This window comes from Clostridium sp. M62/1, assembly GCF_020736365.1.
In the GTDB taxonomy this organism is placed as follows: domain Bacteria; phylum Bacillota; class Clostridia; order Lachnospirales; family Lachnospiraceae; genus Otoolea; species Otoolea saccharolyticum_A.
In genome coordinates, this window is sequence record NZ_CP085988.1 from 2,659,747 (window position 1) to 2,671,486 (window position 11,740).

The 11,740-nt window shown below is 49.9% G+C and carries 11 protein-coding genes and 1 riboswitch; all 11 genes read right to left on the reverse strand.

Translation table 11 applies throughout. The annotated features are described in order from the left end of the window. Positions 1-103: 103 nt before the first annotated feature. A complete protein-coding gene (locus LK436_RS12490) occupies positions 104-1,381 on the reverse strand; it encodes an adenylosuccinate synthase (RefSeq protein WP_008396130.1) in 1,278 nt (425 codons plus the stop codon). Between the two features lie 183 nt (positions 1,382-1,564). Next, positions 1,565-2,482, reverse strand: coding sequence for a LysR family transcriptional regulator (locus tag LK436_RS12495; RefSeq protein ID WP_008396131.1), 918 nt, complete (start codon positions 2,480-2,482; stop codon positions 1,565-1,567). Between the two features lie 224 nt (positions 2,483-2,706). Next, positions 2,707-4,137, reverse strand: coding sequence for an adenylosuccinate lyase (gene purB, locus LK436_RS12500; protein ID WP_118751513.1), 1,431 nt, complete (start codon positions 4,135-4,137; stop codon positions 2,707-2,709). A gap of 330 nt (positions 4,138-4,467) precedes the next feature. Beyond that, on the reverse strand, positions 4,468-4,845 hold the full coding sequence (locus LK436_RS12505) for a hypothetical protein (RefSeq protein WP_147594804.1): 378 nt from the start codon (positions 4,843-4,845) through the stop codon (positions 4,468-4,470). A 256-nt stretch (positions 4,846-5,101) separates the two neighbouring features. Beyond that, on the reverse strand, positions 5,102-5,434 hold the full coding sequence (locus LK436_RS12510; RefSeq protein WP_008396137.1) for a hypothetical protein: 333 nt from the start codon (positions 5,432-5,434) through the stop codon (positions 5,102-5,104). 55 nt (positions 5,435-5,489) lie between these two features. Next, positions 5,490-6,245: a 4-hydroxy-tetrahydrodipicolinate reductase gene (dapB, locus tag LK436_RS12515; protein ID WP_008396138.1), complete on the reverse strand. Its 756-nt coding sequence runs from the start codon at positions 6,243-6,245 to the stop codon at positions 5,490-5,492. Positions 6,246-6,339: 94 nt separating this feature from the next. After that, positions 6,340-7,224 carry a 4-hydroxy-tetrahydrodipicolinate synthase gene (gene dapA / locus LK436_RS12520; RefSeq protein ID WP_008396140.1) on the reverse strand — a complete coding sequence of 295 codons (885 nt, stop codon included), beginning with the start codon at positions 7,222-7,224 and terminating at the stop codon, positions 6,340-6,342. Between the two features lie 127 nt (positions 7,225-7,351). Beyond that, positions 7,352-7,527, reverse strand: a riboswitch (Lysine riboswitch). A gap of 23 nt (positions 7,528-7,550) precedes the next feature. Next, complete coding sequence (locus LK436_RS12525) at positions 7,551-8,051, reverse strand: ATP--corrinoid adenosyltransferase (RefSeq protein ID WP_015573889.1); 501 nt, start codon at positions 8,049-8,051, stop codon at positions 7,551-7,553. A 101-nt stretch (positions 8,052-8,152) separates the two neighbouring features. Next, on the reverse strand, positions 8,153-8,788 hold the full coding sequence (locus LK436_RS12530; protein WP_008396143.1) for a single-stranded DNA-binding protein: 636 nt from the start codon (positions 8,786-8,788) through the stop codon (positions 8,153-8,155). Positions 8,789-9,004: 216 nt separating this feature from the next. Beyond that, positions 9,005-10,858, reverse strand: coding sequence for a translational GTPase TypA (typA, locus tag LK436_RS12535; protein WP_008396145.1), 1,854 nt, complete (start codon positions 10,856-10,858; stop codon positions 9,005-9,007). A 225-nt stretch (positions 10,859-11,083) separates the two neighbouring features. Next, positions 11,084-11,734, reverse strand: coding sequence for a YigZ family protein (locus LK436_RS12540; protein WP_044930687.1), 651 nt, complete (start codon positions 11,732-11,734; stop codon positions 11,084-11,086). Between the last annotated feature and the right edge of the window lie 6 nt (positions 11,735-11,740).

Genomic DNA, 11,740 nt, shown 5'->3' on the forward strand with positions numbered 1-11,740 from the left:
TTCTTTTATCCAGACTTTTTTTAATCCAAACTTCCTTTTATTCAGAATTTCTCTTATCCAGAATTTCTTTTATCCAGACTTTTACGAACAAATTAAGCCTTCCTTATTTTCTCACAATGATCTCATCTCTGCCAGGGCCGTTTGACACCATGGTGATCGGAACCTCAATTTCCTTTTCAATAGCCTCAATATACGCGCGGCAGTTCTCCGGAAGCTCTTCATAGCTCTTAATTCCGCGGATGTCGCACTTCCAGCCGGGCAGAGTCTTGTAAACCGGCTTTGCCTTCTCCAGCTTGAGGGTGGTCGGGAAGTCTCTTGTAACCTTTCCGTCGATCTCATATCCAACACAGATCTTCAGCTCATCCAGGTATCCCAGCACATCCACAACTGTCAGAACTGCCTCAGTAGTTCCCTGGATGCGGCAGCCGTAGCGGGTAGCCACTGCATCAAACCAGCCCACACGTCTTGGACGGCCTGTAGTAGCTCCAAATTCTCCCTTATCTCCGCCGCGGCGTCTCAGCTCGTCTGCCTCCTCACCGAACAGCTCGCTGACAAAGGCTCCCGCTCCCACGGCGCTGGAATATGCCTTGACAACTGTTGTAATATTTTTGATCTCGTAAGGCGGAATGCCTGCTCCGATGGCGCCGTAGGCTGCCAGAGTGGAGGAGGAGGTAACCATCGGGTAAATACCGTGATCCGGATCCTTCAGGGAGCCTAACTGTCCCTCTAAAAGGATATTCTTTCCTTCCTTGATCGCCTCGTGCAGATAGGAGGAAACGTCGCATACATAAGGCTCAACCATCCTTCTGTACTCTTTCATCTCCTCAAACAGCTCATCAGGATTTAACAGCGGCTTGTGATATAAGTGCTCTAACAGCACATTCTTCATCTCGCAGACGCGCTTTAACTTATCGTAGAGATACTCCTCGTCAAACAGCTCGCTGACCTGGAATCCAATCTTTGCATACTTGTCAGAATAGAACGGAGCAATTCCGGACTTTGTGGAGCCGAAGGACTTTCCTCCCAGTCTCTCCTCCTCGTACGCATCGAACAGAACGTGGTACGGCATCAGAATCTGAGCGCGGTCAGAAACCAGAATTCTCGGCTGCGGCACGCCCTTCTGCTTGATGTCCTCAATCTCGTTAAATAAAAACGGAATATTTAAAGCAACTCCGTTGCCGATAATGCTTGTCGTATGATCATAAAATACGCCGGACGGAAGCAGATGAAGCGCGAATCTGCCATAGTTGTTGATAATTGTATGGCCCGCATTGCTTCCACCCTGAAAACGGATGATAATATCGGATTCCTTGGCAAGCATGTCTGTGATCTTGCCCTTTCCTTCATCTCCCCAGTTTGCTCCAACGATTGCTCTTACCATGTGCTTTCTCCTCTCCGGGCGTCATCTTCCTCATGTAGACGACTATTTTTATACCCCCTGGCGCGGGGGCTCTGCTGCGTAGCCCGCTGCTTCCGAAAAACAGAAGCAAACCATACTACCTCGATATTATATATAATTTTTCCATATAAGTAAAATCAATATTAATTATATTCTTTATAATTTCTATTTATGTTGTTTCTCTCCTTTTTCAGTACCCTCCCGCAGGGCCTTCAAAAGCTTCTGGGCTGCCGGTGAGAGAGGATTTTTAGAGGAGGTAATCAGGCAGAAGCTGCGCTTCTCCATCTTCTTTCTGAAGCGCAGGGCAAACACATCTCCCTGCCTTAAGGCCTCCCCGGCGAATTCTGACATCAGGCAGCCGATTCCCAGGTTGCGCTTTACAAACTGCACAATCATATCGCTGGTGGCAAGCTCAAACTCCGGCTCCAGGCAGATGCCCTCTCTCTCCAGGCAGCTGTCCATAAACCGGCGGGTGCTGGTTTTCTTTTCCAAAAAAATGCAGGGATAGTGCTGCAGCTCCCCATATTCCAGTTCCCTGCCCTCAAGCTCCCCCCGGAAGCGGTTTCCGGCAATGAAAATATTTTCTATCTCCTTGACCGGAATGGAGCAGAGCCCATTCCTCTCGTCAAAAGGCGTGCTGACAATTCCGAAGTCAATTCCCCCATTTTCCAGCGCATCGATGGTTTCCGGAGTCGGCCCGTTGGAAACCATCACCTTGATTTTAGGATACTGCTCATGAAACTGTTCCAGGTAAGGAAGGAGGTAAAACTGCAGCGTCATGTCGCTGGCGCCGATCCGGATCACTCCCGTATCAAGGCATTTCAGCTGCTTGAGCATCTCCTCCCCGTCCCGGATACTCTCAATTCCCCTCTTTACGTAGACGTACAGCATCTCCCCCTCTCTCGTCAGCCTCACGCCCTTGGGGGTGCGCAAAAACAGCTTCGTCCCAAGCTCCCCCTCCAGATGCCTGACTGCCTGACTCACAGCCGGCTGGGAGATGCAAAGATGCTCTGCCGCCAGCGTAATGCTGCCGGTCACGGCAGCCTGGTAAAATACCCTGTAATATTCAAGATTTACGTTCAACAGCCCCTCCTTTTGTTTCTCAGAATCTGCTTTGTATGAAACAGAATTCTTGCTTTCTTCTGCTCTCTTCCTGTCTCTCTTTTCTCCTGATGCCTGCAGTGTAGTAAGCCGGAAACTCTGAAAGCCTGCCGTATGTCCTACGGCAGGCTCCTGCAGTCCCTCTTTTATGATTCTGATTCCGTCAATCAGTCTCTGTTTTCATCTTCTCCTGTCCGGACGGCCGCCTAGACGTTGATCTGCGCCTTCACTCCCAGGATTTCCCGGTTTTCATCGAGAATCGGGCGGATTACTTCACTTAAGAACTCCTCCACCTGCTCCTTTGCCCTTCCTGTGTATCTGGACGGATCCATGGTCTCCTTCAGTTCCTCCAGTGTCAGGTTGAAGGCAGGATCTGCTGCAATCAGCTCCAGCAGATTGTTGTCCAGACCCTTTTCCTTTACGTTTCTTCCGGCCTCCATGGAGAGAGTGCGGATCTTCTCATGAAGCTCCTGTCTGTCTCCCCCGGCCTTCACAGCGTCCATCATGATATTCTCTGTCGCCATAAACGGAAGCTCGGCCATGAGGCGCTTCTCGATTACCTTTGGATATACCACAAGACCGTCCACTACATTTAAGTAGAGATCCAGGATTCCGTCAACTGCCAGGAAGCCTTCCGGAATGCTCAGACGCTTATTGGCAGAATCGTCCAGGGTTCTCTCAAACCACTGGGTGGAAGCAACGAGCATTGGATTCATCATGTCTGACATCACGTAGTTTGCCAGAGACGCCATTCTCTCGCTTCTCATGGGGTTTCTCTTATAAGCCATGGCAGAGGAACCGATCTGAGTTTTCTCAAAGGGCTCTTCCACTTCTTTTAAGTGCTGAAGCAGACGGATATCGTTGGAGAACTTGTGGGCGCTCTGGGCAATTCCCGCTAACACGCTCAGCACGCGGCTGTCTACCTTTCTGGAATAGGTCTGGCCTGAAACAGGGTAGCAGCCCTCAAAGCCCATCTTCTCGGCAATTCTTCTGTCCAGCTCACGGCATTTTTCATGATCGCCGTCGAACAGCTCCAGGAAGCTGGCCTGAGTTCCTGTCGTTCCCTTGGAACCCAGAAGGCGCATAGAGCCGATCAGATAATCCAGATCGTCCAGATCCAGCTTCAGATCCATCAGCCAAAGCGTTGCCCTCTTTCCCACAGTCGTCGGCTGCGCCGGTTGGAAATGGGTAAAGGCCAGAGTAGGCTGCGCCTTGTATCTGTCCGCAAATTTTGCCAGCTCGTCCATCACATTGATGAGCTTTTTTCTCACCAGCTTCAGAGCCTCTGTCATAATGATAATGTCTGTATTGTCGCCCACATAGCAGGAGGTTGCTCCCAGATGGATAATTCCCTTTGCCTTCGGGCACTGCACTCCGTATGCATATACATGGGACATTACATCGTGGCGCACTGCCTTCTCTCTCTCCTTTGCAACCTCGAAGTTGATATCCTCCATATGCTCCCTGAGCTCACCAATCTGCTCCTCTGTCACCGGAAGTCCCAGCTCATGCTCCGCCTCAGCCAGAGCCACCCAAAGGCGCCTCCATGTGCAAAACTTTTTCTCCGGGGAGAAAATATACTGCATTTCCCTGCTTGCATAGCGCTCCGAAAGAGGGCTCACATATCTGTCATACATAGATTTTACCTCATTCTTCCTTTTATTTGCACGGCTCCGGATCTGACAGTCCCTTTTCATCTCCTGTCATCCGCTTCTGCCGCAGTGTTTTACAAAACGCGCAGTGCGCGTTCAGATTTCACAGCTTTAAAACCGCCGGCCGCCCTTCACGGCAGCCTTTACACAGTGATCGGATAATATGTAAAAGCCTTTTTATAAGCTGTGCCTATAAAACAGTTTTAATTCAGTAGAAATTATAATGCAATCCTCTCATAAAATCAACCCGATGTTTTATTAAAATAATTAATAACCGCTGACCGCTCTGAAAGAGGCAGCCCCGAGTCTGCGTTCTCACTCTGCCTCCTGCCTTTCGCGGTAGAGGATAAGTTCTCCATCCTCCAGCCGGAAGACAATGCCGAAGCGCGTTCTGGTTCTTCCTTTTTCCTGCTCCTCCTCTTCCCCCCGCCCGTCTGCTCTCTCTTTTTCTCTCTCCTCCCTCTGTCCGTTTTTTTCACCGGTTCCGTCTTCCCGTTCCAGGCAGAATTCCACCTTCCGCTCCCGTGACAGAGACAAAATCTGCTCTCTGCTGTCCAAAGCAAGGAACAGACAGGCTGATGCCAGACCTGCGCAGGCCAGGATTGCAAGATATTTCCCCCGGAGGGCTCTTTCTCTCCTCCTTTTCATGTACCTGTGCCGAAGCCTTCTAAGTTCCCGTTTCCCTTTTTTCAAGCCGTCTCACCCCGCGCTGCCTCTCCAGGTACGGCGTGCGGTGTATTTCAGCTGTCAGCATACAGTGCCTTTAATCCTACTATACAGAATCTCACAGGGATTGTAAAGAGAAATCCGGAAAGCTCCTGTAAACAGAATAAGACTGCCCGAAAGATATTCTCCCTATCTTCCGGGCAGTCCTTTGAATGTTTCTGCCTCTGCGGTGTCCAGGCACTCCCTGTTCTCTGCCCGCAGGCAAAACTCAGGCATCTGTCTCTCACTGGGCAGTGCGGCTCTCCATGTGCTCTCCGGCCTCTGTCATATCCTCTCTGGCGCGATCCACAGCTGTCTCCGCGCCGTTTTTCAGATCGTCTGCGACTCCCTCGAGCACCCCTGTGCTCTCCCTCGCGCCGTCTGTCTCCCTGTCAACTGCCGAATCAGTGCCGGAAACCATTCCGTCTGTGGACTCTCTGGCGGTAGTTTCCATACCAGAGGTAGTTCCTGACGCATTTGTGGTATTCTTTACATCCTCCTTGCTTCCGCAGGCAGTCAGAAATACGAAAGCGAATGTCAGACACACTGCCAAAAGAATCTGCTTACATTTTTTCATAATGACAACTCCTTTCTAAGCCTATTATGCACGGCTTGGAAAGGAATTATACTCTTTATCCGATGACATCTGCCATCGTATACATACCGGCATCCCTGCCCTTTAAAAATTTGGCAGCCTGGATCGCCCCTTTGGCAAAAATTGCCTTTGAATAAGCAGTATGGGAAAAGGTCACAACCTCATCGGTTCCCGCAAAAATCACGTCGTGCTCTCCCACAATTGTTCCGCCGCGCACAGACTGGATTCCAATCTCCTTCGCATCTCTCGGCACCCTCTCGCTGGAACGATCATATTTGTAGTGACAGGTGTTCCCCAGGGCTTCGTTTACAGAGTCAGCCATAGCGATGGCCGTACCGCTTGGAGCATCAATCTTCCTGTTGTGGTGCTTCTCCACAATCTCAATATCAAAGCCTGCAGGTGCCAGAACCCTGGCCGCATCTTTTAAAAGCTTCAACAGGGTATTGACTCCCAGTGACATGTTGGCTGAACGCAGCACCGGCGCCTTTCCAGAAACCTCTTCCGCTCTTAAAATCTGGGCTTCAGACAGGCCCGTCGTGCATAAAACCACTGCCCGCCCAGTCCTCTCGCAGTAATCCAGCAGTCCGTCCACTGCCCTGGCAGATGAGAAGTCGATAATCACATCAGCCTCCTCCTTTACCTCGTCCAGATTTTTATAGACTGGGTACGGGTTCTTCCCGCTGTCTGTAATGTCAACGCCTGCCACGATGCAAAGCTCGCTGTCGTCTTTCACCAGATTCGTAATTACCTGCCCCATAGCTCCGCTGCAGCCGTGCATAATCGCCCTTACCATGATGATCTTCCTCCCGTTTTGTCTTTTTATGCCTGTCAGTTTCTTCTTATTCCCGCTGTTTTCACAGACCAGCCGTTCTCAGCCTGGTTTTATCTTAAAGCAGACCGTAATCCTTCATCGCCTTAATGAGCTTCTCCCTGTTTTCCGGTTCCATCTCAACTAGCGGCTTCCTGTAGGGCCCTACATTTTTGCCCATCAGATTCATGGCTTCCTTCACCGGAATCGGGTTGACCTCGCTAAACAGCGCATCAATCAGCGGAATAGCCTCCAGCTGCATCTTCGTGCTCTGCTCTGTCTTTCCCTTGAAATACAGGTCGCACATCTCATGCACCTGCCTTGGCGCAATATTAGAGAGAACGGAGATCACTCCCTTAGCGCCCAGCGCCAGCATGGGAACAGTCTGATCGTCATTGCCGGAGTAGATATCCACCCATCCGTTTGAAAGGCTTGCAATCTTTGCAATCGCAGAAAAGTTTCCGCTTGCCTCCTTAACTCCCACGATATTCTCCACATTTTTGCAGAGCCATACGATCATCTCCGGCGTCAGGTTCACGCCTGTGCGGCTCGGAATATTGTAGAGAATTGCCGGAATCTTCACAGAACCCGCAATATCAGAAAAATGGATTTTCAGACCCTTCTGAGTGGATTTGTTGTAATAAGGAGTCACCAGAAGAATACCGTCCGCTCCTGCAGCTTCCGCTGCCTGTGAAAGATAGATGGATGTTTCCGTACAGTTGGAACCGGTGCCGGCCACCACCGGAATCCTGCCGTCCGTGATGTCACAGACAAACTGAATTGTCCGGATGTGCTCATCGTGGGTCATGGTGGCAGATTCTCCTGTGGTTCCGCAGACAATGATGCAGTCTGTCCCCCCTGCAATCTGCTCTTCCACCAGCTCCTCCAGCTTTGAATAATTGATCTCTCCTGTTTCCTTAAACGGTGTGACAAGAGCCACACCTGCTCCTTCAAAAATAGCCATGTCTCTTCCTCCTTCTCATAAAGGCTCACCATACATTCCGCTGGGTTTCTGCCGCATAGGAGACTGCCGGGCGATTTCCTATGTACTACAAAAGGGCCGGCACAACGGCCAGCCCAAAGATTTTGCTTTCTTTCGTAGCTCCCCATCCTGCACAGATGACAGTCATATGGTTCTTCACCATATGCCCAGAAGCACGCAGGCAGTTCTGCATGAATCTTCGGCGTCTCTCCCTTTCATCGGCCTTCCTCTGTTCCTGCAACATCCGGCCGGCTACTGATGATCGACGCAACCTCTACTTTGTATTTATGCTTATACTATCATTACTTTTATTTATTGTCAATCTCAACATTTTCTATTTTGGAAATAGAATCCACACATCTCATAAGCTGCTTCGGAAAATTTTTCCCTGTGAGAATCAGACTCACCTCTTCATCTCTCAGCGAAAGGAGATTTTCAAATTCCTCAAGGGTAAGAATATCCTGATCAAGGATCCCCAGTATCTCGTCGAGGATCAGCAGGTCGCACTCTCTGGTGGTAAGCACCTTCCTTGCAAAATTCAGTCCGTTCTGAATGTTGATTCTCTCCTCCCGTTTCTGCTCCTCCGAAAGTTTTTCAAAATAATCTCCCTGTTTTTCAAACCGGAATACCTTCATCTGCGGTTCCAGACATTTGAGTCCCTCTGCCACATCTGCGGACAGGTTTCCCTTCAGAAACTGAATCATGATTACCTTCTTATGTTTGGTCACTGCCACAACACCTTTTCCCAGGGCCATCGTTGTCTTTCCAAACCCCGGACCGCATATGACCTGAACACTTCCTTTATCCATATCCTGCACCTCTTTGCGAAATGTTAATCTCAACTGAAACAGTCGCGTTATTTTACCACATTTTCCAAAGTTTTGCAAGTTTGCGATTCAGGGTCCTTCCCTTAAGCTCCCTCTGTTTCGCATTCCATCTTGCTTACGGATACCTCGTAAGCCACTCGCTTCTCGCACTCCGTCTCATTCAGTTTTTTCGTGTACTCTCTGCTCTGAACGCGTCCCCACACCTTCACTCTGGCTCCCACAGCAAAGCCGGACGCGTAGCGGGCATTTCTGCCCCAGGCAATACACGGTATGTAATCTGATTTCCCATAGGGACGGTTGACCGCCAGAAGAATGTCGGCGATTTCACGTCCAAGGGGCGTTTTCCTGTAAATAGCCTCCTTGCATATATAACCGTCTAAATAAATCTGATTAGTCTTTGTGCAGTCGGTAAACTCCTCCAGAAAGTTTAATTCCCTCACAAAAACGGAGAGTACAAGACGGTTTTTCACTCCCTCGTGACAGTTATAGGAGCGGAACTGGCCGATCGCCTCCACGGTTCTGCCCCTGTAATCCTGCGTCACATCCAGAAGACGCTCTGAGATCATGAGCGGTATAATGTCCACCTGATCACTTAAACGGCTGACTGCCAGGCTTACCAGATAAAAGCCTTCTCCAAATACTTCATGGCTGAATGTAAATTCAGAGATTACTTCTCCGATCACGCTTACCTTGTTGTTTTCAATCACTTTTTCTGACATTGTACTTCTCCTCTTCCTAATTCAAATTTCATATTCAGCTTGGCTGCTAATATAATATGTATGTGATGGGTTCCAAAGAAATACTTAAAAGTGATACAAAGATTTCTACAGAAAATGACAAAGACAGGAAAAACCTGAGCATTATCCTGGCTTTTCCTGTCTCTTCCTCTGCATCAAGTATCTTTTGTTTTATCTTTTGTGTAAGCCTGTACGAAATTAACCTCTGTTCTTCTCTGCCTCTTTTCTGCTGATCATAGCCCTCTTTCTGAGGGTCGGATCCAGGATCTTCTTACGAATTCTGAGGCTTGTGGGAGTCACCTCAAGAAGTTCGTCGGTGTCAATGAAATCCAGGCACTGCTCCAGGCTCATCTCCTTAGGCGGTGTCAGTCTTAACGCCTCATCGGAGCTGGATGAACGGGTATTCGTAAGTTTTTTTGTTTTGCAGACATTGAGTTCGATGTCCTCCGGCTTTGCACTCTGTCCTACAATCATGCCGGAGTAAACCTTTACACCAGGTCCGATAAACAGGGTTCCTCTCTCCTGTGCATTGAACAGTCCATAGGTAATAGACTCACCTGCCTCGAAGGCAATGAGAGAACCCTGTTTTCTGTATGACAGCTCTCCCTTAAACGGGCCATAGCCGTCAAAGCTTGTATTAAGTATACCATTTCCCTTCGTATCTGTCAAAAATTCTCCTCTGTAGCCAATCAGACCCCGGGAAGGGATGGAGAATTCCAGCCTTGTATAACCGCCTCCGATGGGGCTCATGCCCTGGAGCTCTCCCTTTCTGCTGGTGAGCTTCTGAATAACCGCTCCCGTAAACTCCTCCGGCACATCGACGTAGGCAATCTCCATAGGCTCTAACTTTCTGTTTCTCTCATCGTAGTGGTAAAGCACCTCCGCCTTGCTGACGGCAAACTCAAAGCCCTCTCTCCTCATATTTTCAATAAGGACAGACAGGTGCAGCTCGCCGCGGCCGGACACCTTAAAGCAGTCCGGAGAATCCGTCTCCTCCACCCTGAGGCTTACGTCTGTGTTGAGCTCCCTGAACAGTCTCTCCCTCAGATGGCGGGATGTCACATATTTTCCCTCCAGTCCTGCAAGCGGGCTGTCATTGACCATGAAATCCATGGAGATAGTCGGCTCGGAGATCTTCTGGAACGGAATGGCCTCCGGCTTTTCCGGAGAGCAGAGCGTATCTCCGATATGGATGTCCGAGATTCCCGAAATGGCCACGATGGAGCCGATCTGCGCCTCAGCCACCTCTACCTTGTTTAATCCGTCAAATTCATAGAGCTTTCCGATCTTTACCCTGCGGAATTTGTCGGGCTCGTGGTGGTTTACAATGACGCACTCCTGGTTTACCTTAAGAGAGCCGTTGTCAATTTTTCCGACTCCGATACGCCCTACATACTCATTGTAGTCAATGGTACTGATAAGCACCTGAGTCTCCGCATCCGGATCTCCCTCGGGAGCCGGGATATAGTCAAGGATGGTCTCAAACAGAGGCGTCATATCCACCTCAGGATCATCCATGTTCTTCTTTGCAAAGCCTGCCCTGGCAGAAGCATACAGAAACGGGCAGTCCAGCTGCTCGTCGGAGGCATCCAGATCCATGAAAAGCTCCAGAATTTCATCGATCACATCGTCCGGCCTTGCCTCAGGGCGGTCAATTTTGTTCAGGCAGACGATTACCGGAAGGTCCAGATCCAGCGCCTTCCTCAGCACGAACTTCGTCTGGGGCATGGCTCCCTCATAGGCATCTACTACCAGGACAACTCCATTCACCATCTTGAGCACGCGCTCCACCTCGCCGCCGAAATCAGCGTGGCCTGGTGTGTCGATAATGTTGATCTTGACTCCCTTGTAAAATACTGCCGTATTTTTGGAGAGGATGGTAATTCCCCTCTCCCTCTCAATATCGTTAGAGTCCATAACGCGATCCACTACCTCCTGGTTAGCCCTGAACACCCCGCTCTGGCGCAGGAGCTGATCGACCAGAGTTGTCTTGCCATGGTCTACGTGGGCAATAATCGCAATATTTCTGACATCTTCACGCTTTGTCTTCATAATTATTTATCTCTCTCTTTCTGTAACGCCCGGCGCTTCCGCGGCTTTACGCCTATTCCGGGCTGCGGCCTCTTCTGCCGCTTCTCTCAGCTTGAATTTACACAATTTGTTATTTTAACATTATCCTTGCACAAGTTCAAGGTTATTTGGGGGAAAAATGGCGGAAAGTTACAGTTTTTCTCCAAAGGACCGGCTTTGCCCGGCCCGGGGACGTCTGCGTCTGTCCTAGAAAAAAACAATCTCTTTTCCGAGCAGGCCGTAATAGAGCTTTTCCGCCCTCTCTATAACGCATCTGCCGTTTGTCCCCTCCGTGAGCTTTGCCATAAGCGGCTCCACCGCGTCCACCGGCACCAGCAGAGTCAAAACTACCTGATCCGTATACTCGCTGTCGAGAACCGTGATATTCTCCTCCCCCAGAATGTACTGGATTTTGCCGAGGCCCGTGTAGTCCGTCTGGACGGTCAGCTTCTCCGCCAGACGCTTCTCCACGATCACACTGTTTTTAAGCCCCTCCTTGACTGCGCCTGAGTAGGCCCTCACCAGGCCTCCCGTCCCCAGAAGAGTTCCGCCGAAATACCTGGTCACCACGGCACAGCAGTTGTGGACGTCCTCCCCCAGAAGCACGTCCAGCATGGGCCTTCCCGCCGTCTGGGACGGCTCCCCGTCGTCATTGCACCGCATCAGTTCATGGTTTTCCCCAATGACAAAGGCGGTGCAGTTATGGGTGGCATCCCAGTATTTCTTTCTCATCTCGGCAATAAAGGCAAGGGCTTCCTCCTCGGATTCAACAGGGCGGACAGTGGCAATAAAGCGCGATTTTTTTTCAACGATTGTGCCCTCCCCTTCTTTATACAGAATTTTATAATTTTTTTTCATGGCTGT

Coding starts and splice junctions, on each gene's coding strand:
- LK436_RS12490 (WP_008396130.1), bottom strand. CDS start 1,381: ATGGTAAGAGCAATCGTTGGAGCAAACTGGGGAGATGAAGGAAAGGGC.
- purB (WP_118751513.1), bottom strand. CDS start 4,137: ATGTATGACAGATATGTGAGCCCTCTTTCGGAGCGCTATGCAAGCAGG.
- LK436_RS12510 (WP_008396137.1), bottom strand. CDS start 5,434: ATGAAAAAATGTAAGCAGATTCTTTTGGCAGTGTGTCTGACATTCGCT.
- dapB (WP_008396138.1), bottom strand. CDS start 6,245: ATGGTAAGGGCGATTATGCACGGCTGCAGCGGAGCTATGGGGCAGGTA.
- dapA (WP_008396140.1), bottom strand. CDS start 7,224: ATGGCTATTTTTGAAGGAGCAGGTGTGGCTCTTGTCACACCGTTTAAG.
- LK436_RS12525 (WP_015573889.1), bottom strand. CDS start 8,051: ATGGATAAAGGAAGTGTTCAGGTCATATGCGGTCCGGGGTTTGGAAAG.
- LK436_RS12530 (WP_008396143.1), bottom strand. CDS start 8,788: ATGTCAGAAAAAGTGATTGAAAACAACAAGGTAAGCGTGATCGGAGAA.
- typA (WP_008396145.1), bottom strand. CDS start 10,858: ATGAAGACAAAGCGTGAAGATGTCAGAAATATTGCGATTATTGCCCAC.
- LK436_RS12540 (WP_044930687.1), bottom strand. CDS start 11,734: ATGAAAAAAAATTATAAAATTCTGTATAAAGAAGGGGAGGGCACAATC.